Genomic DNA, 19,783 nt, shown 5'->3' with positions numbered 1-19,783 from the left:
CAAACGGCGCCCGCGAAACCGGAGACAACGCCAGCCAGGTCCTCGCCGCCGCCGGTGAACTCTCAAGACAATCCGAAATGCTCAAAAACCGCGTCGACGAATTCTTCCACAGCATACGAAGTGTGTAGTTGGTCACACCCTGTACAAAGAAGCCCCCGCGTTACCGTCGGGGGGCTTCCCTGCATTCTGTCATGCCTGCCGGGCATCGATAATGCTGCGCCGTATCGCGCGCGTGCGCGTAAAAAGGCTGTGCAAGGCTTCACCATCGCCGCGCCGGATCGCACGCTGCATGGCGGTCAAGTCTTCGGTAAAGCGCTGCAACGTTTCCAGAACAGCGGTTCTGTTCTCCAGGAATATATCCCGCCACATGGTTGGGTCTGATGCGGCAATACGGGTGAAGTCACGAAAGCCGGATGCCGAATACTGGATCACCTCCCGCTTCAGGTCATCTTGCAGGTCATCGGCCGTGCCCACGATGGTATAGGCAATCAGGTGGGGCAGGTGGGATGTAATGGCCAGCACCTGATCATGATGGTGCGCATCCATCACATCTACCCTTGATCCGATGCTTTCCCACAGTGTGCGTACTTTCCGTATTGCCTCTGGATCGGTTTCTGCCGGGGGGGTGAGGATACACCAGCGATCCTGGAACAGCTCGGCAAAGCCGGCCTCTGGCCCGGAGTGTTCTGTTCCGGCGATGGGGTGCCCGGGGACCAGATGCACACCGGCAGGCAGCAGAGGAGCAATGGTACTGACCATCCCCTGTTTGACGGAGCCAACATCGCTGAGAATGCAGCCCGGCGCCAGGGCAGGGACAAGGGTGCGTGCCAGGTCACCCATAACGCCAGCAGGGACAGCCAGCACAACCAGGTCTGCGCCTTCTGCGGCCTGAACAGCCGTATCGTGGATGCTGTCCACAATACCAAGCCGCAGGGCTGTTTCCATGCTGCCATCGGGGGCAGAGAAGCAGGCGATATGCCTGGCCAGGGATTTGGCTTTGACAGCACGGGCAAGGGACGAGCCGATCAGGCCAATCCCGATCAGGCACAGGCGGGAGAACAGGGGCGATGGCATGTCAGGCAATGGCAATCCTTGGGAACAGGGGGCAACAGGCAGTGGCACCGTAGCGCCTTCTTCTGGTTCCGGATACCGATTCCTGATTGCTATGGCAATGCCCGGAACCGTCATGAAGGCCAGAAGACCAGCGGCGCCCCTGCAACAGTGGCTTGGCAGGAAGCAGCGTTTCTCCCCTCGTACACGCGGGTGCGCGGAGCTATATCCTCCGGTACGAGGGGAACTGCCTTTCACCCGTTAGTCAAGATACCCGGGCGGAAAGGGAACGGCATAACCGCCCACAACGCGGAACTTGCGGACCTGTGGAAGGGTCAGCACACTCTGCAGGCGCGGGTCGTCGGCAAGAATGCAGCCTTCAAGTTCCACAAGATGGATGCGTGTATCCGGGCCCGCGTCAATGGAATCAGGGACCTCCACCACGGTCAGTCCCACTTGGGCAACCAGTTCCCCCACGCCCGAGCGGCTCAGGCTGTCGTCGGTCTCAAGGGTGACATAGGTGCGGTCATCCCCCGTGTTTTCCTGGGGCAGGCGGCAGATAACCAGCCCTTCCAGTCCATCTCCGCGCCCGGTGCCCGGACCGGCAAAGGGAACGCGGGCAACAATGGATGGGGTATCCGGCTGGTCGGACAGGAGATGGGGCCACCAGCGTTCGCGGTCATCCGGACCCGGCAGGGGCACAATGCCAACTACGACATCGCCGTCGGCAACCATGCGTACCACACTGCCCGCACTCTGCGACGGGATGGTGCGGGTATATGTCCCATAGGAGTCACGCCCCAGCTCCAGATAACCTGAACCACGAACCGGCGTGAAAACGGCCATCGACAGGGAACCTTCCAGAGCAACCATGGCCGCGAACAGTTCCCGCCAGATGCGGACGATAACGGACCGACGGAATTTGGCACCTTCGGCTCTTTTGACCAGCCGTCGCAGAATCTGCATTTCCCGGCCCGGACGCAGGAAAATTCCCACGCTTTCACCGGCGGCACGCTTGACATCCCCGACGGTGGAGACAATGTGGCTGCGTTCCAGCACAAGATCCAAGACCTGGTTATCAATCGCGTCGATACGCTCGCGCAGCGCGCCCAGTGTTGGCAGGGCCAAGGTGGTGTTGCTCTCCGGCATGCCGTCAATTCCCTGGTTTGAATGTACAGTTGATGGTAGTAGCCGGATCCCTTGCAGAAGGCAAAGAAAACATATGGAAAGCCTGCTTACCTATCAACCATGACGCAAGAATTCGGCGCCGGGCAGGTGGCCGGGTTACCCGGTTTCACGCCCTGCTCTGCCAAAGAACACGCCGGATTTGCTGCGTTGTCCTAGGTTCAGGCGGTCCGGTACCCCCAGTCCGACCCGTTGACCGGCGGCGTGTTCCTGACGCGGGGTGGCGTAGATCTTTTTGCTGGCTTCGGCTACCAGGACCCCGGAGAACTGCGGGAACCAGTGTTCCCCTATATTCTCGACACCCTGCGCCCAAGCTGTGGGGATCCGCGATCCAACCGGAGGAAAGAACAGGGCAGGTGATGTGCCAAGGGAGGTGAACAGGGCATCGTCCAGCAAGCGGGACAACTGCCCCGCCGAGCAGGGGCGTCCGGCCCCGAATGGTGTTCGATCCATGCGGGCCCATATGCCTTGGCGGTTGGGTGTAATAACGGCGATCCGCCCATTGTCAGCCATAACCCGCCACAGTTCCCGCATCAAGGCCCGGGTTTGGTCGGTATGTTCGATCGCGTGGCAGACAATGACCCGGTCGAACAGGCAATCGGGAAAGGGCAGGCTGGTATCTTCGGTCAGGATGACACGGTTTCCCCCGTGTCCCGGCCATTCCATGACCCCCTGGGGGCCCGGCATGGCGGCAACAACCCGCTCGGCCTCATCCGTGAAGGGTCCCAGGAGCGGCGTGGTAAAGCCCATGCCCAGAATCCGGCAGCCACGCACATCGGGCCACAGTTCCCGCAGGCGACGGCGCAGCAGCATCCCCGCCACTTGTCCCAGGGGACTGGCGTAAAAGGTATGCAGATCTGCCACATCAAGGTACATGTGCACCCACCCACGCCCGGTTTGCATCACGTGTTGCCCCGCGATTGCCGGGCAAGTATAGCACAGACAGGACGGTTCGTACCGCGTAAACGGCCCGGGGTATGCCAGCAGCAAAAAAGCCCTTGCTTTCGGGGAGATCAGGGGGGATTCACTGGCGCCGCATCCAGGAGGCAGAAACGATGACACCAGAAGGTTTGCAGGCGGACGCATTGGAGATCGTGCGAATCCCTGTGCTTCAGGATAACTATGTATGGTTGCTTCACTGTCGGGCAACGGGAACGACAGCGGTTGTGGACCCTGCCGAGGCTGATCCTGTCCTGTCGGTATGTGCCCGGCACGGGTGGTCCTTGTCCTTGGTTCTGGTCACCCACCATCACCACGACCATATCGGCGGAATTCCGGCCCTGCGCCAGGCCACAGGATGCAAGGTTGTCGCCAATCCTGCCGACTCCGGGCGGATTCCCGGTATTGACCTGGCCGTTACGGACGGGGATTCGGTATCCGTGGGCCAGGCCCGGGCACAGGTCATGGCCGTACCCGGGCATACCAGCGGGCATATTGCCTTTTATTTTGCCGGTGCGCGTGCCCTGTTCTGCGGCGATACCTTGTTCCTGCTGGGCTGCGGGCGGATGTTTGAGGGCACGCCGGAACAGTTCTGGTCATCCCTGGTGCGTCTACGGGCTTTGCCGGATGAAACCCGGGTATACTGTGCGCACGAATATACGGCCATGAACCGGCGTTTTGCGGTGGCCGTAGACCCTGAAAACACGGCCCTTAAAGAGCGGGAATCCGTTCTCGAGGCTTGCATGGCCTATGGATGTCCGACGGTTCCCGGGGTATTGGGGCAGGAAAAGGCAACCAACCCCTTCCTGCGGGCCGATGTACCGGCCCTGGCCCGGGCTGTGGGGCTGGAGGCCGGTGCTGACCCTGTTGCGGTGTTTGCAGCGCTGCGTCAGCGCAAGGATACCTTCTGAAACGATTGCCGGAATACAACGGGTTCGTATAGTGTGCAGGTGCATTATGTCCGTGCCCCGTGGCCCGCAGCGGCGCCCGGCCCGCCGGAGACTGGGGAGAACACTGCACCATGTATTCGCACGCCGTACCCTATCCGGTCCGGGAGGCTGTCCTGCTGGATGCCCTTGGCATTGTGGATTTGGCCGCTGTTGCTGTTTTTGCCATTACCGGTGCCCTGGTTGCGGCACGGCGTGAAATGGATCTTCTGGGCTTTATCCTGGTGGGTACCGTGACCGGCATCGGCGGGGGAACCCTGCGTGACCTTGCTTTGGGTGTGCAGCCTGTATTCTGGGTCAGCAGCCCGGGGTATCTGGTCGTCTGCATTGTGGCTGCCGGCATGACCTACTGGATGGCCAGGTTCCTGGATTCCCGCTATCGGGCCCTGTTGTGGGCCGATGCTGTTGGTCTGGCCCTGTATTCCGTCATCGGGGCCTTCAAGGCCGAACTGTTCAATGCCGCGCCGGTAGTGTGTGTGACCATGGGTATGATGACCGCAGCCTTTGGTGGCCTGATGCGTGATATTATCTGCGGGGAACGGTCCCTTCTGTTCAATCCGGAGATCTATGCTACTGCTGCCCTGGCAGGCTCGTTGGCCTTTGTGGTGTCTGCCGGGTTTGATATCCCGGTGGAAGCCCGCGCTCTTGCCGGGTTCTTTGTGGCCCTTGCCTTGCGGGCGGGGGCGATCCAGTATGGCTGGACCCTGCCCAAATACGTTCACCCCGAACCTCCGCCCCGGCCGGGGGAAGGTGTGGATCGTGGCTGATCACGGCTTTTTGCGTACAGGATTCTGTGTCCGGGCAAGGCAACAGTTGCCATTGCGGCGCGGATGGAATACCTCTGGGCGGCATTCCTGATTCCCCTGTTGTCGCCCGGATCCCGATGACCCCATGCGTCTGATACGACACTGTCACGAAGTACCGCCGCCCATGCGCGGCATGGTCATTGCCCTTGGCAACTTTGACGGTGTGCACAGAGGCCACCGTGCCGTGATCGGTGCGGCCCTGGACCAGGCCCGTTCTATGGGTCGTGCGGTAGCCGTCATGACCTTTGATCCGCATCCGCGTCGCCATTTCCGGCCTGATCTGCCGCCCTTTGCCCTCAGTTCCCTGCGCCAGAAAGTACGCCTGATCGGGGAAACCGGGGTTGACCTTCTGTGCGTGTTGCGCTTTGGTCAGGCCCTGGCCGGATTGAAGGCGGAGGATTTTGTGGATACGGTCCTGGTGCGCGACCTGGGTGTATCCGGCGTTGTGGTGGGGGATGATTACGCCTTTGGCAAGGGGCGTGCGGGCGATGTCACCCTGCTGCGCACCTTGGCGTCCAGTCGTGGTTTTTCCGTGACCAGTGTGGCTCCGGTCTGTATGCCCAACGGGACGATCTGCTCCTCTACAGCTGTGCGCGAGGCCCTGTCGGCCGGCGATGTCGAGGGAGCCGCTGCTTTTCTCGGGCGCCCATGGGAGCTGGAGGGGCGGGTGTGCCGGGGTCAGGCCCGTGGCCGTGTCCTGGGTTTTCCGACCGCCAATGTCGATCCCGGTGCCCGCACCCGTCCGGCCCGGGGGGTGTATGCCGTGCGCGCGGGCCTTGACCACGACGGGGAAACCCGCTGGTATGACGGCGTTGCCAATTACGGAACCCGTCCGACCTTTGGCATGACCGATGATGTTCTGGAGGTTCACCTGCTGGATATGAACAGGGATCTGTACGGCCAGCGCCTGAGGGTGCAGCTCCTGGGGCGCATCCGTCCGGAGCAGGCTTTTTCCGGTCCCGATGCCCTGAAGGCTCGTATTGCCGCCGACATCGATGCCGCGCGAATTATTCTGGCCCGTGGTGCCGTAAACCACATCGACTGACCCTGTTGCTGTACCTTGTTTGCCGAATACCGGATTGCACCATGACCACCGATTACAAGAACTCTGTTTTTCTGCCCCGCACGTCCTTTCCCATGCGGGCTGGCCTGCCTGCGCAGGAACCCGGCCACCTGGAACGCTGGAACCGGATGGGGCTGTATGCCCGCCAGCGGGAACAGGCCCGCGGGCGCCCGTCGTTTGTCCTGCATGATGGCCCTCCGTATGCCAACGGCCACCTGCACATCGGACACGCCCTGAACAAGATCCTGAAGGATGTGGTGGTCCGCTCGCGGCAGATGATGGGCTTTGACGTGGACTATGTTCCGGGGTGGGACTGTCACGGCCTGCCGATTGAATGGAAGATCGAGGAAGAGTATCGCTCCCGCGGCCAGAACAAGGACGATGTGCCGGTGGTGGAGTTCCGGCGTGAGTGTCGCGCCTTTGCCGAGCGCTGGATCGGTATCCAGCGCGAGGAATTCCGCCGTCTGGGTATCGGTGGCGATTGGGAAAACCCCTATACCACCATGGCTTATACTGCCGAGGCCCGCATCGTCGCCGAACTGGGCAAATTCCTGCTGGATGGTAGCCTGTACCGCGGTGCCCGTCCGGTGCTGTGGTCTGTCGTCGAGAAGACCGCCTTGGCTGAGGCCGAGGTTGAATACAAGGACCACACCTCCACCACCATCTGGGTCCGCTTCCCGGTGGTGTCGGCCCGCGTGCCGGCCTTGCAGGGGGCTGATATTGTCATCTGGACCACAACCCCCTGGACCATTCCCGGCAACCGTGCGCTGGCCTGCGGGGCGGATCTGGAATACGGCGTGTACCGTGTGACATCCGTTACGGATGGTGCCCTGGTGTCGGTCGGGGACCGGCTGGTCCTGTCCACATCCCTGGCGTCTTCGGTAATGGAATCCGGGCATTTCGAGGCTGTCTGCGAGGCCACCCTGGGCGGGGCCGACCTTGACGGTGTGCTGTGCGCCCATCCGCTGCGGGGGCAGGGGTATGACTTTGACGTGCCGGTGATGATTGGTGACTTTGTGACCGCCGATCAGGGAACCGGGATTGTCCACCAGGCCCCCGGCCATGGCGAAGACGATTTCTACCTGTGCCGGTCCAAGGGAATTCATCCGCCGGACATGGTTCTGGATGGCGGGGCTTACGCCGATACCATTCCCCTGTTTGCCGGGCAGCATATCTACAAGATCGCGCCGGTGATGGTTGATGCCCTGACGGCTGCCGGCAAGCTGGTGGCGCATGGCAAGCTGGTGCATTCCTACCCCCATTCGTGGCGGTCCAAGGCACCGTTGATCTATCGCGCCACGTCGCAGTGGTTCATTTCCATGGACAAGACCGGCCTGCGTGACAAGGCTCTGGCTGCTATTGATGCCACCCGCTTTGTGCCGGCCATGGGGCGCAACCGTCTGCGGTCGATGGTGGAGCAGCGTCCGGATTGGTGCGTGTCCCGCCAGCGCAGCTGGGGCAGCCCGGTCACGGTGTTTGTCAACCGCCATACAGGGGAGCCCCTGCGTGATCCGGCGGTGATGGACCGTATCGTTGCTGCCGTGGCCGAGCGTGGCGCCGATGCCTGGTTCGAGGACAACCCGCAGGATTTCCTGGGTGATGCCTATGACCTGAAAGACTATGAACAGGTGCGCGACGTGCTGGATGTCTGGTTTGATTCCGGCTGCACGCATGCCTTTGTCCTGGAGGACCGGGATGGAAGCGCGTGGCCGGCAGACCTGTACCTGGAAGGGTCGGACCAGCATCGTGGCTGGTTCCAGTCATCCCTGCTGCAAAGTTGCGGAACCCGTGGCCGGGCGCCCTACAAGGCGGTGCTGACGCATGGCTTTACCCTGGACGGGCAGGGCCGCAAGATGTCGAAATCGATTGGCAACACGGTGGCGCCACAGGATGTGGTGAAGGAATACGGGGCCGATATCCTGCGTTTGTGGGTTGCGTCCACCGATTACATGAACGACCAGCGTCTGGGGTCGGAGATCCTGAAGCAGACGGCGGAAAGCTATCGCCGCCTGCGCAATACCCTGCGCTATATGCTGGGGGCGCTGGATGGTTTCTCTGCAGCCGAGGCCGTGACCGATGAAGGCTCCATGCCCGAGCTGGAGCGCTGGGTCCTGCATCGCCTGACCGAGATGGATGCCATCGTTCGCCGCTGCTGTGACGATTACGAATTCCAGACCCTGTTTGCCGAATTGACGGCGTTCTGCACAAACGATCTGTCCGCGTTCTATTTTGATATCCGCAAGGATCTTCTGTACTGCGGCCATCCACAGGATCCGGAGCGTCGGGCCTGTCGTACGGTGATTGACCGTTTGTTCAACACCCTGGTGCGCTGGATGGCGCCGGTCCTGTGCTTCACGGCCGAGGAAGCGTGGCTGTGCCGTCATCCGGGCGACGACAGCTCGGTTCACCTGACCGGGTTTGAGGCGGTGCCCGGACACTGGCGCGATGATGTCCTGGCCGCGCGCTGGGCTGCCGTGGCACGGGTTCGCCGTGTGGTTCTGGGGGCGCTGGAACAGGCCCGCAATGCCAAGGTCATCGGGGCGTCCCTGCAGGCCCATGCGGTGGTGTATGCACCGGCAGAGGTGCAGGATGGTATCCGGGCCTATCCGATGCACGATATTTGCATCACTTCGGCCCTGACCCTGTCATCCAGTCCGGTTCCCGACGCGGCCTATACGCTGCCCGAGGTTCCGGGTGTGGGTGTGGTCATCGAAACAGCAACCGGGGAGAAGTGCCAGCGGTGCTGGAAGGTTCTGCCCGATGTTGGTTCCCACCCTCGTGAAGGGGTGTGCCAGCGTTGTGATGATGTTCTGGCCCGGACGGAACCCGCCTGATGCCTGAAACCCCGTCCCACGTCCCTTTTGCCCGGCCTGGCGCCTGGCGCTGGTTTGTGCTGGTGTCCCTGTGCCTGGTGCTGGATCAGGCCAGCAAGGCGTGGGTAGTGGCGTTCTCGGGCGGGCTTCCGATGTCGGTCGAGGTGCTGCCGTTCCTCAACCTTGTCATGGCCTGGAACCGCGGCGTCAGTTTCGGGCTTCTTGGCGACAGTGGTCTTGAGCCGTGGCCGCTTCTGGTCATGGCTGTCCTGCTGGCCGGGGTGCTGGGTGCATGGATGCTGCGGGCCTCCCATTGGCTTCTGGCCTGTGCACTGGCGCTGATGACCGGCGGTGCCCTTGGCAACGCGATTGACCGCGTACGCTGGGGTGCTGTGGCTGATTTTTTGGACTTTCATGTTCTGGGCTGGCATTTTTGGGCGTTCAATCTTGCCGATACGTGGATTTCCGTCGGGGCGGCGCTGCTTGTTGCAGACAGCTTGTTTCGACGCGAAAGCTGACGTACAACCAGAAACGTAAAACCCGGAGGTTTAAGTGATGTTGCGTCGGCTTTCCCTGTCCCTTTGTATTGTGGCTCTTGCCGGCGGCGGTTTGTCCGGTTGTGGTGGCGAGACCCGCCGGGCTCTTGGCCTTGACAAACGGTCGCCCGATGAATTTGCCGTGGTGTCGCGCGCACCCCTGACCGTTCCGCCTGACTTCAGGCTGCGTCCACCCGAACAGGGTGCCCCCCGTCCCCAGGAGATATCAACGTCGGACCAAGCCCGTGATGCTGTCTTTGGTGGTCGCGCCCAAGCACGCCGGGTTGCGACGACCCGTGGGGAAGGCGCCTTGCTCAAGCTGGCGGGGGTGGACCAGTCTGTTCCCGGCATTCGTTCGATTGTAGACCGCGAGACATCCGTCTTTGCGCGTGAGGAAAAGACCTTTACCGACCGTCTGGTTTTCTGGCGCGATCCAGAGCCAACCGGCACCATGGTTGATGCTGCGGCTGAAGCAAAGCGGCTGCGTCAGAACCAGGCGCTGGGCAAGGCGGTGACCGAGGGGGATACCCCGAAGATTGAACGGCGCCAGCGTGCCCTGCTGGAGGGGCTCCTCTAGGAGTATCCGGTCCGGGTCCGTGGTGGGATTTTGTGTGCGGCGGCCGGTCTGTTCCGGTCGCCGCATTGCATATGGCCTGACCGGCAAAGGGAAAATCTGTGCATCTTGTGTTCCTGTGACATAGTTCTGCCGGAATGTCTTGTCTGATTCCATGTTCGCCAATCCGGTCGCACAGGGGTGGGGCGGCCAGAGTCAAGGAGTTGACCGTATGGTCCTGAGCAAACTGTTTTTACAAGGCCTTGTTGTGGCAGCTGTGGCTGTTCTGGTCCTGCCGTCCGGAAGTGTTCGGGCACAAACAGCCCTGCAGACCCAGATCCAAGCATCCCGTATCGGGATTGAGGCCCCGAAGGTCTATAACGCATCCACCTTTACGCTGGACAATGGCCTGCAGGTGGTGGTGGTGGAAAATCACCGGATGCCGGTCGTGTCGCACATGGTGTGGTACAAGGTTGGTGCGGCCGATGAACCACCAGGTCAGTCCGGTTTGGCCCATCTTCTTGAACATATGATGTTCAAGGGCACCGATACTCTGAAACCCGGCGAGTTTTCAGCGCTTGTTGCCCGCAATGGCGGCCGGGAAAATGCTTTTACCAGCTCTGACTATACGGCTTACTTCCAGAATATTGCTGTTGACCGCCTGCCTCTGGTGATGAAGCTGGAGGCTGACCGCATGCGCAATCTGGCCTTTGACGAAAAGGAATTCCTGACCGAACGGGATGTGGTGATCCAGGAACGTCTGATGCGTACAGAGAACGAGCCTGACGCCCAGCTGTATGAACGGGCATCCATGGCCCTGTGGGTCAATCACCCCTACCGCAATCCGATTGTTGGATGGATGGATGAGCTGTCGGCGCTGACGCGTCAGAATGCGCTGGACTTTTACAAGAAGTGGTATGCGCCCGATAATGCGATCCTTGTCATCAGTGGTGATGTGACCGTGGACCAGGTGCGCAATCTGGCCGATACCTATTACGGGCCCCTGTCCCGTGGGCCGGGCGTGCAGCGTCTGCGCAACCGTCAACCGCCTCCCGATGCTGTTGTGCGGGTTGATATGGCCCACCCCAATGTGACCCAGCTGCGCTGGGGACGCCGCTACAGGGTGCCGGGTATCAACACGGCCCCGGCGCGCCAGGACACACTGGCCCTTTCGGTCCTGTCGGACATTCTGGGCGGCGGCCAGCTTGGACGGCTGTATCGGGATCTGGTGATCAAACGCAATCTGGCTGTTGATGCCGGTGCATCCTATAGCCCGCTGGCCGTGGATGATGGTGTGTTTGACCTTTATGCTATCCCGCGCCCGGGTGTCTCTGTGGCCGATCTGGAAAAGGCGGTTGATGACGTGGTCCAGGGGCTGCTGCGCGATGGTCTGACCGTGGCCGAGGTTGAAGATGTCAAGACCCGCATGCAGGCCGGAGCTATCTATGCCCGTGACAGCCTGCAGGGACCCGCTTATCGCATTGGTATGGCCTTGAGTGTCGGTGAATCCTTGGAGTCTGTGGAAACATGGCCCCAGCAGATTGCCGGGGTTGGTCGTGATGATGTGATGACGGCTGCCCGTACATGGTTGCGTGACCAGGCTGCTGTGACGGCTGTCCTGAAGCCCGGAGGCAAGTCATGAGTGGTTATGCTGGTGTTTTGCACAAGGGAGCTTTTGTGATGGGAATTGTCCGTTCGCACGGTCTGGCCGGCCTGGTTCTTCTTTTCCTGCTGGCTGTTGCCGTTCCGGCACGGGCCTTTACCGTGCAGCCGGTGGTCAGCCCTGGCGGTATTACGGCCTGGCTGGTCGAGGATCACAGCCTGCCTGTTGTCTCCATGGCTTTCGGTTTTGCGGGCGGCGCGGCAACCGATCCGGTCGGCAAGGAAGGCCGCGCCTATATGACCGCCGCCATGCTGGGAGAGGGGGCCGGCAAGCTCGACAGCCAGGCCTTCCGCAGGGTGCTGGAAACCCAGGCCATCAATCTGTCCTATGGCAGCAGCTTGGACGCAACAACCGGCTTTCTGCGCACCACAACGGGCACGTTGGACGAGGCCTTTGACCTGTTGCGCCTTACGCTTACCGCGCCGCGCTTTGACAAGGCGCCCCTGGATCGCCTGCGTCAGGAATACACCGTATCCCTGTCCATGAAGCTTGAAGATCCTGGCGAGGTTGCCGGACGGACCATGACAGGCCTGCTGTTTGGTGATCATCCCTATGTCCGTCCTTTGGAAGGGACGCCAGAATCCATCCGTTCCATGCGGGTGAAGGACTTGCGGGCTCATATGAAGAGCAGCATGACCCGTGATCGTTTGAAAATTAGTGTGGTCGGGGATCTGACGCCGTTACAGCTGGAGGCCTTGCTGGACCAGACCTTTGGATCGTTGCCGGCAACCGGAACGGCGCCAGCCATTCCCCCTGTTGTTCCGGCCCTGGATGGACGCGTCACAGCGGTGGATATGGATGTTCCCCAGTCTGTGGTCCTGTTCAACGATCTGGGTATCGATGTGCGCGATCCGGATATCTATGCCGCGATGGTGATGGATTATGTTTTGGGTGGGGGAATGTTCGCGTCCCGCCTGATGAATGAAGTCCGTGAGAAGCGCGGCTTGGTATACGGTATCAGCACGTCCTTGCGGGCGTTGGACAAGGCGTCTTTCCTGTCCGGGCATTTTGCCACATCGGGGGACAAAGTTGCCGAGGCCATGGACCTTGTGCGTGCGGAGTGGCGCAGGATGGTCGAGGATGGTGTGACCGAGGACGAGCTGGATGCGGCCAAGGTCAATCTGACTGGCTCTTGGCCGTTGGGGATGACATCAACCGGTGACATTGCACAGCGTCTGTATTACTGGCAGGCCTATGACCGGTCGCCGGAAGACTTCAATGTGCGGGATGCCCGTCTGCAGGCTGTAACCAGGGAAGATGTCAAGCGCGTTGCACGTCGGATGCTGGATGAAAAGCGTCTGACGTTTGTGATTGCCGGGCGTCCACAAGGGGTGGAGTCAACCCCCGCGCCCTGATACGTTCCCGGAACCGGACCTGCAGAAACAGCAGGTCCGGTTTCCGTTTTGCACCGGTGCGGCAGACAAGACAGGGCGGTTATTCCGGCGTATTATGCGCCCGCCGTTCTGTTATCCTGTTCTTCCGGAGCTGTCATGTCCGTCCTTCTCCAGACCGTTTCCCGCGATGCCCTTGGGGCGCATGCTGCATCATGGGCCGACCTGCACCTGCGGTCGCTGTTCGACACAGATCCGGGCCGGGCCGCCCGCTACAGCCTGGAGCTTGACGGTTTGTTGCTTGACTATTCACGGAATTACATCACCGACCAGACCTTGGGGCTGTTGTTTGACCTGGCGCGCGAACGCCGGCTGGAGGCAGCGCGTGACCAGATGTTTTCCGGTGCGTGCATCAATCACACCGAAGGGCGCCCCGTCCTTCACACCGCCCTGCGCAACCGGGCATCGGTTCCGGTTTTGGTGGACGGTCATGATGTGATGCCCGATGTCAACCGGGTCCTGGCCCGGATGAAGACGTTTGTGGGGGCCGTGCGTGACGGGATCTGGCGCGGGGCCACCGGTCAGCCGGTGGAAAGCGTGGTCAACATCGGCATCGGCGGGTCCGATCTTGGCCCCCGGATGGTCACACGCGCCCTCTCTCCGTGGCAGCGCGATGACCTGAGTGTGCATTTTGTATCCAATATCGATGCAACCGACCTGATGGGTGTGCTGAAGGGCTGCCGGCCGGAAACAACCCTGTTTGTGGTGGCCTCCAAAACCTTCACGACGGAAGAAACGCTGACCAACGCCCACACGGCGCGGGCCTGGCTGGTATCCGTTCTGGGGGAAGCAGCGGTGGACCGCCACTTTGTGGCCGTGTCCACCAACACAGAGGCTGTGCGTGCCTTTGGCATCAACCCGGCCAACATGTTCGGGTTCTGGGACTGGGTTGGCGGGCGTTACTCCCTGTGGTCCGCCATTGGCCTGCCGGTGGCCCTTGCCGTTGGGTTTGACCGTTTCGAACAGTTGCTGGACGGGGCAGCCGCCATGGACACCCACTTTCGCACCGCGCCGCTGGAACGGAACATGCCGGTGATCCTGGGCCTTCTGGGGGTGTGGTATACGTCGTGGTTCGGGGCCCCGGCACACGCGGTGCTGCCCTATGACCAGTATCTGGAGCATTTGCCATCATACCTGCAGCAGCTGGACATGGAATCCAATGGCAAGACCGTTACGCTGGAGGGTATGCCGGTGGACCGTCACACCGGCCCGATTGTGTTCGGGCAGGCCGGAACCAATGGCCAGCACAGCTTCTATCAGTTGCTGCACCAGGGCAGCTGGCTGATCCCGTGCGACTTTATTGCGGTCGCCACATCGCACAATGCTGTTGGTGATCATCACCCCAAGCTGTTGAGCAATTTCTTCGCCCAGCCCGAGGCCTTGATGCGGGGCAAGACGGAAGAGGAGGTCCGTGCGGAGCTGAAGGACCGCGGCATGTCGGCGTCCGGTATTGACATTCTGGCCCCGCACCGTGTGTTTTCCGGCAACCGCCCCAGCACTTCGATCCTGCTGCGCCGCCTGGATCCGTATACCCTGGGGATGCTGATCGCCCTTTATGAGCACAAGGTGTTTGTCCAGGGCGTGTTGTGGCGGGTCAACAGCTTTGACCAGTGGGGGGTGGAGCTTGGCAAGGAACTAGCCCGTGCCATTCTGCCCGAACTGGCTGGCGCCGGTCCTGTGGACAGCCACGATGCATCCACCAACGCCCTGATCAACCGCTACAAGGCCTGGCGCGTCCCGTCATGAGTATCCGCCTTCTGCCATCGGTCCTGGTCAACCGGATTGCAGCCGGCGAGGTGGTTGAACGGCCGGCCTCTGCCGTCAAGGAACTGGTGGAGAACGCCATCGATGCCGGGGCGCGCCGGATTGATGTGACCATGACCGACGGCGGCCGGGCGGTGATTGCCGTGGTGGACGACGGGCGCGGCATGATGCCGGAGGAACTGTCCCTGGCGGTGGAGCGTCACGCCACATCCAAGCTGCCCGGCGATGATCTGCTGGACATTGCCTTCCTGGGTTTTCGCGGTGAAGCGCTGCCATCGGTTGGGTCTGTGGCCCGCCTGACCTTGACCAGCCGTCCGCCGGGCCAGGACAGCGCCTGGTCGCTGACCGTCGATGGCGGCTGCAAGGGCGAGCCGGTGCCCGCTGCCCATCCCCCCGGCACCCGGGTGGAGGTCCGTGATCTGTTCTATGCCACTCCGGCACGGCTGAAGTTCTTGAAAGCGCCCCGCACGGAATTCCTGCATGCCCAGGACGTGATCCAGCGTTTGGCCATGGCCCATCCCGGTATTGCGTTTTCCCTGACCGGCGACGGGCGCACGGTTCTGCGGCTGCATGCCGGGGCTGGCCTGGATCCGGAAGCTGACCGCCTCAAACGGCTGGCCGCTGTGTTGGGGCAGGATTTTGCCGACAACGCTCTGCCGGTACAGGCGGTGCGGGAAGGGGTCCGCCTTGGCGGATATGTCGGCTTGCCGACCTTCAATCGTGGCAATGCAACGTACCAGTATATGTTCGTCAACGGGCGCCCGGTGCGGGATCGTTTGTTGTCTGGCGCGGTGCGTGGCGCCTACCGGGATTTTCTGGCCCACGACCGGCACCCGGTCCTGGCCCTGTATCTGGATCTTCCGGCGGAAGACGTAGACGTCAACGTCCATCCGGCCAAGGCAGAGGTGCGGTTCCGTGATCCGGCGCTGGTGCGCGGGTTGATTGTCGGGGCCATCCGCCATGCCCTGAACGGTGCCGGCCACCGGGCCTCCACCACGGTGGCGGAGCAGGCCCTGGCCGCCATGACCCGGCCTTCGGCAGGGGGGCATCATCCGTCTTCTTTCCTGCCCGGGCGTTCGGTGGTGTCAGCCCGGGCGATGCCGCCTGATCCCGCCTTGTCCGGCCTGTCCCTGGCGGCACAGGCTCCGGCAGCGCTGCCGGGTATGGCCGATAGTGTCGGGCTGCCGCACCTGGATGACAGGCCATCGGCCCGGCCGGTTCCGGTATCCGACCCCGGCGATGAGACTGTGGCGGTCTCTTGTCCGCTGGGCGTGGCACGCGGGCAGGTGCACAACACCTATATTGTTGCCCAGACCGCCGATGGCCTGGTGATTGTGGATCAGCATGCCGCCCATGAACGCCTGGTCTATGAACGCATGAAGCAGGTTCTGGACCGGGAAGGGGTTCGTCGCCAGATGCTGCTGATCCCCGAAGTGGTGGATCTGGACGAGGCATCGGCTACCCGCCTGTGTGCCCGGGCCGACGAACTGCGTGAGCTTGGTCTGGTGCTGGAACCCTTCGGGTCCGGCGCCGTGGTGGTGCGTGAAATCCCGGCTATGCTGGGGGATACGGATGTGCAGGGGCTGGTGCGGGATCTGGCTGACGACCTGGCTGATCTGGGCGAGGCTCTAGCCCTGAAGGAGCGTCTGGCCCATGTCTGCGGGACCATGGCCTGCCACGGCAGTGTCCGGGCCGGGCGTGCCCTGCGGGCCGAGGAAATGAATGCCTTGCTGCGGCAGATGGAGCAGACCCCCCATTCCGGGCAATGCAACCACGGCCGTCCGACCTATGTGGAATTGAAACTGCGCGATATTGAAAAGCTGTTTGGCCGCCGCTAGGGGAAAAGGGGAGGATGCCCGATGCTGCTGGAAGCCCTGCGTCATGCCCTGATCCGCTGTCCGCCGCCGCTGAAGGCGATGGGCGTTCTGTATGACCTTCTGGCCCTGGAAAGCCGGTACCGTCGCTGCCGTGCCGCGTGGGAACCCCACCTGCAGCAGGCCCGCGCCGGCATGCTGGATCTTCTGGGATCGCCGACTGGCGGAGGCCGTGTGGCCGTCCTGGGGTCCGGCCTGCTGCTGGATATTCCGCTTGATGAGCTGTGCCGGCGTTTTGACCGGGTTGTCCTGGTGGACCTGTTCCACATGCCTGTCGTGCGGCGACGCTGTGCCAGCCTGCCCGGGGTGGAGCTGGTCGAGACTGACCTGACCGGGGTGATGGCGCACTGGGGTGCCGTCCAGTCCGGACAGGAGCTGCCGGTTCCGGTTCCGGTGTTGCCGCAGGCCGATGCGGTCATCAGCGCCAATATTCTCAGCCAGCTGTCTTTTCGTCTGGCCGGGCATGCCTTTGCCACCGGATTGTGGACCCCCGATGCCCTGGCCCGTTGGGAATGCGCGCTGAAGCAGGCCCATGTCGATGCCCTGTCCCGGCATCAGGGTGGCCCGGCGGTCCTGCTGACTGATCATACCCGGATCCTGCGTTCTGTTACCAGCGGAGAGGATCTGACCCGCTCCCCCCTGCTGTCGGGCGTTGTCTTGCCGGAGGCCATGTGTCAACGCACATGGCCGTGGACCATTGCCCCGGCCCCGGAAGAAAGCCGCCGCCACGATGTGGTGCATCAGGTGTGTATCGGCCGTGTTGATGCCGCACCCCCGCCCCCTGTGCAGGACAGCGGGGTTGCAGCCTCGGTTCAGACCAGATAGCGCCGGGTCAGGTGGGCCTTGAATACGCCGGCATCCAGCGGTTTCCCGGTTGCCTGGACCAGCAGTTCGCGGGTGGACAGGCTGGATGCCTTCTCGTGCACGTTCGGGCGCAGCCAGGCCAGCAGTGGCGCAAAGTCCCCCTCCGCAAGGGAGCGGGGAATGTCCGGGTTGTGCAAAACGGCGGCAGCATAAAGCTGGGCGGCGGTCATGGCCCCCAGGGTATAGGTCGGGAAGTAACCGATCAGCCCGTCAAACCAGTGGACGTCCTGCATTACCCCGTGGCAGTGGTCAGGAACCGGAATGCCCAGAAGACGTTCGAACCCTTCGTTCCACGCGCCGGGCAGCTCGGCAACCTCCAGTGTGCCTTCCACCATCGCCCGTTCCAGGCGATAGCGCAGGATAACGTGCAGCGGATAGGTCACTTCGTCGGCATTGACCCGGATATGCCCGCGCCTGACCCGGATGGCGCGGCGGTGCTGGGCCTCGTCCGTCCAGTCATCGCCGTTGACGCCAAAGCGTTCACGCACCAGCGGGCCGAGGAAACTGAAAAAATCCCGCGATCGTCCGGCCTGCATTTCCATCAGCAGCGACTGGCTCTCGTGCACACTCATGCCACGGGCCAGCCCCACCGGCTGCCGCCGCCATGCTGACGGCAGGCCCCGTTCATACAGACCGTGCCCGGTTTCATGGATCACGCCCATCAGGGCGCTGGAATAGTCCCCGGTGTCATAACGGGTAGTAATGCGCACATCCCCCGGCGTTCCACCACAGAAGGGATGCGCCGATACGTCCAGCCGTCCGTGCTGGAAATCAAACCCCATGGCCTGCATGATCGTGCGCCCCAGTGTTTCCTGGGCTGTCTGGTCATAGGGGCCGGGCGGGATATCCGCAACGTCTCCCTGATGGTCCAGCACCGCATCCAGGAAGGGAGGCAGGAACGATTCAAGATCGGCAAACAGTGGGTCGATTGCGGCGCAGGATCCGCCGGGTTCAAACTGGTCAAGCAGGGCGTCATAAACGGTGCAGTCCAGGGCTTCGGCCTTGGCCTGTGCGCTGTGCCGGGTCAGGGCCACCACCTGTTCCAGTGCCGGGCGAACCGCGGCAAAATCAGACTTTGCCCGTGCCTGGCGCCAGATTCCCTCGCAGGATGAAACGGCACGGCTGGTGGCTTCGACCAGATCACCGGGGACCGCGGTGGCATGCGCCCGGGTCCGGCGCATTTCTTTCAGATTTGCGGCCTGCCACGGGTCCAGATCGGCCCCGTCCGCCTGTTCGATCAGATCCCCTACATGCGGAGCGGTGATCAGGTCGTGCGCCAGGGCGGCCAGAGTTGCCAGCTGTTCGCCACGGTCTGCCCCGCCCCCCTCGGGCATCATGACCGATGAATCCCAGTGCAGAAGCCCTTCGGCTTCCTGCAGGGCGGCAAGGCGGGCAAACTGTTTTTCCAGGGAATGATAGGCATCCATGGCCCGGGTCATTGTGGCGGGTATCCTGTTCGGCAAGGGTGGAAACATTCGTGTCCACAGGGTAGTCTGCTTCCCCCGTCTTGAGAACCCCACGCAGAAAAGGATTTCATGGTATGTCTGCCCCCCGTGTTGCGGTTGTCCTGTCCGGTTGTGGTGTGCGTGACGGGGTTGGAACCCACGAGCCGGTGCTGACCCTTCTGACCCTCGTCCGCCATGGTGCCATCCCTCGTTGCTTTGCCCCCGATGTGAAAGAAACGGAAGAGGAGAGGGCCGTGCCGGTCGTGGGGCGTAGCGTCCAGATGGAATCTGCCCGCATTGCCCGGGGTTCGGTCACGTCGCTGTCCGAATTCCAGGCTGCTGACTATGATGCGGTTATGTTCCCTGGTGTTTTCGGTGTAGTAACTGATTTGCCCACTTTTTCCACCCAGGGAGCTGATATCCCGGTTGACCCTGATGTAGGGCGTTGTATCCGTGATGCGCATGCTGCTGGCCTGCCCATCGGGGCGCTGTGTATGCCTCCGGCTGTCCTGTCAAGGATTCTGGGACAGGGTGTGGACTTGGCGGTTGTCGAGAGCAATGCTGTTGAGCAGAGGCAGGAGGATACAGAAAACCCTGTAAAGGTGGATGTTATTGCCCTGGATCCCGGAAACCGTGTGGTGACGACGCCGGATGACATGTTTGAAGCTACGGTCGAGCGGGTTGGTAACGCAGTCGATAATGTGGTGCAGGCCTTGCTGAAAATGGTCTCTCCTGCTCATGACAAGGTCGAGGCCTGAGAAACAGGATACGGTGGACAAAACATCTTGCATTTGTGGCGCGTTGCTGGTGAACTGCCCCTTCCGCGTATATATGCGGCATATTAACGCATAATGGTTGTGCTCTCCGGTTGCCCCGGAACAGAAAATAAA

At 62.0% G+C, this 19,783-nt stretch carries 17 protein-coding genes; 13 read left to right on the top strand and 4 right to left on the bottom strand.

All coding sequences use genetic code 11. The annotated features are described in order from the left end of the window. Positions 1 to 189 precede the first annotated feature (189 nt). Positions 190 to 1,074 (bottom strand): prephenate/arogenate dehydrogenase family protein, encoded by an 885-nt coding sequence (locus HEQ60_RS03795; RefSeq protein WP_209315385.1) that lies wholly within the window; start codon positions 1,072 to 1,074, stop codon positions 190 to 192. Here HEQ60_RS03795 and HEQ60_RS03790 point away from each other — a divergent pair. Next, positions 1,073 to 1,315, top strand: coding sequence for a hypothetical protein (locus HEQ60_RS03790; RefSeq protein WP_168069606.1), 243 nt, complete (start codon positions 1,073 to 1,075; stop codon positions 1,313 to 1,315). The two genes, HEQ60_RS03795 and HEQ60_RS03790, sit on opposite strands and share 2 nt — an antisense overlap. On the opposite strand, the gene HEQ60_RS03785 is transcribed toward HEQ60_RS03790, so the two are convergent. Next, complete coding sequence (locus tag HEQ60_RS03785) at positions 1,312 to 2,199, bottom strand: chorismate mutase (protein ID WP_168069604.1); 888 nt, start codon at positions 2,197 to 2,199, stop codon at positions 1,312 to 1,314. The two genes, HEQ60_RS03790 and HEQ60_RS03785, sit on opposite strands and share 4 nt — an antisense overlap. A gap of 135 nt (positions 2,200 to 2,334) precedes the next feature. Continuing rightward, entirely contained in the window at positions 2,335 to 3,111 is a 777-nt protein-coding gene (locus HEQ60_RS03780) for a class I SAM-dependent methyltransferase (RefSeq protein ID WP_168069602.1), read from the bottom strand. Between the two features lie 179 nt (positions 3,112 to 3,290). Between HEQ60_RS03780 and gloB the strand changes: the two genes are divergently transcribed. The 11 genes from gloB to HEQ60_RS03725 all read left to right on the top strand — a co-directional run bounded on the left by gloB (position 3,291) and on the right by HEQ60_RS03725 (position 17,409). Continuing rightward, positions 3,291 to 4,085, top strand: coding sequence for a hydroxyacylglutathione hydrolase (gloB, locus tag HEQ60_RS03775; RefSeq protein ID WP_168069599.1), 795 nt, complete (start codon positions 3,291 to 3,293; stop codon positions 4,083 to 4,085). 110 nt (positions 4,086 to 4,195) lie between these two features. Then, complete coding sequence (locus tag HEQ60_RS03770; RefSeq protein ID WP_168069597.1) at positions 4,196 to 4,888, top strand: trimeric intracellular cation channel family protein; 693 nt, start codon at positions 4,196 to 4,198, stop codon at positions 4,886 to 4,888. Positions 4,889 to 5,012: 124 nt separating this feature from the next. Continuing rightward, the gene (locus HEQ60_RS03765; protein ID WP_168069595.1) at positions 5,013 to 5,972 is read left to right on the top strand and encodes a bifunctional riboflavin kinase/FAD synthetase; all 960 of its coding nucleotides are present in this window, start codon (positions 5,013 to 5,015) and stop codon (positions 5,970 to 5,972) included. A gap of 41 nt (positions 5,973 to 6,013) precedes the next feature. Beyond that, entirely contained in the window at positions 6,014 to 8,824 is a 2,811-nt protein-coding gene (gene ileS, locus HEQ60_RS03760) for an isoleucine--tRNA ligase (RefSeq protein ID WP_168069593.1), read from the top strand. Beyond that, positions 8,824 to 9,321, top strand: coding sequence for a signal peptidase II (lspA, locus tag HEQ60_RS03755; protein WP_168069591.1), 498 nt, complete (start codon positions 8,824 to 8,826; stop codon positions 9,319 to 9,321). The genes ileS and lspA overlap by 1 nt, the downstream gene beginning before the upstream one ends. 37 nt (positions 9,322 to 9,358) lie before the next feature. Continuing rightward, complete coding sequence (locus HEQ60_RS03750) at positions 9,359 to 9,916, top strand: DUF3035 domain-containing protein (RefSeq protein ID WP_168069589.1); 558 nt, start codon at positions 9,359 to 9,361, stop codon at positions 9,914 to 9,916. A 208-nt stretch (positions 9,917 to 10,124) separates the two neighbouring features. Beyond that, positions 10,125 to 11,534, top strand: coding sequence for a M16 family metallopeptidase (locus tag HEQ60_RS03745; protein WP_168069587.1), 1,410 nt, complete (start codon positions 10,125 to 10,127; stop codon positions 11,532 to 11,534). After that, entirely contained in the window at positions 11,531 to 12,910 is a 1,380-nt protein-coding gene (locus HEQ60_RS03740) for a M16 family metallopeptidase (protein ID WP_168069585.1), read from the top strand. The genes HEQ60_RS03745 and HEQ60_RS03740 overlap by 4 nt, the downstream gene beginning before the upstream one ends. 135 nt (positions 12,911 to 13,045) lie before the next feature. After that, complete coding sequence (gene pgi, locus HEQ60_RS03735) at positions 13,046 to 14,692, top strand: glucose-6-phosphate isomerase (RefSeq protein ID WP_168069583.1); 1,647 nt, start codon at positions 13,046 to 13,048, stop codon at positions 14,690 to 14,692. After that, the gene (gene mutL, locus HEQ60_RS03730; protein WP_168069581.1) at positions 14,689 to 16,548 is read left to right on the top strand and encodes a DNA mismatch repair endonuclease MutL; all 1,860 of its coding nucleotides are present in this window, start codon (positions 14,689 to 14,691) and stop codon (positions 16,546 to 16,548) included. The genes pgi and mutL overlap by 4 nt, the downstream gene beginning before the upstream one ends. Before the next feature lie 21 nt (positions 16,549 to 16,569). Continuing rightward, on the top strand, positions 16,570 to 17,409 hold the full coding sequence (locus HEQ60_RS03725) for a hypothetical protein (RefSeq protein WP_168069579.1): 840 nt from the start codon (positions 16,570 to 16,572) through the stop codon (positions 17,407 to 17,409). Here the strand turns inward: HEQ60_RS03725 and HEQ60_RS03720 are convergent. Continuing rightward, on the bottom strand, positions 17,397 to 18,887 hold the full coding sequence (locus HEQ60_RS03720) for a carboxypeptidase M32 (RefSeq protein ID WP_168069577.1): 1,491 nt from the start codon (positions 18,885 to 18,887) through the stop codon (positions 17,397 to 17,399). The genes HEQ60_RS03725 and HEQ60_RS03720 overlap by 13 nt on opposite strands. A 101-nt stretch (positions 18,888 to 18,988) precedes the next feature. Here HEQ60_RS03720 and HEQ60_RS03715 point away from each other — a divergent pair, with 101 nt between their 5' ends. Further along, positions 18,989 to 19,651, top strand: coding sequence for an isoprenoid biosynthesis protein ElbB (locus HEQ60_RS03715; RefSeq protein WP_168069575.1), 663 nt, complete (start codon positions 18,989 to 18,991; stop codon positions 19,649 to 19,651). Positions 19,652 to 19,783 lie beyond the last annotated feature (132 nt).

It is taken from the genome of Haematospirillum sp. H1815 (assembly GCF_012102705.1).
In the GTDB taxonomy this organism is placed as follows: Bacteria; Pseudomonadota; Alphaproteobacteria; order Rhodospirillales; family Rhodospirillaceae; genus Haematospirillum.
This window is presented reverse-complemented; position numbering and strand designations above follow the sequence as displayed.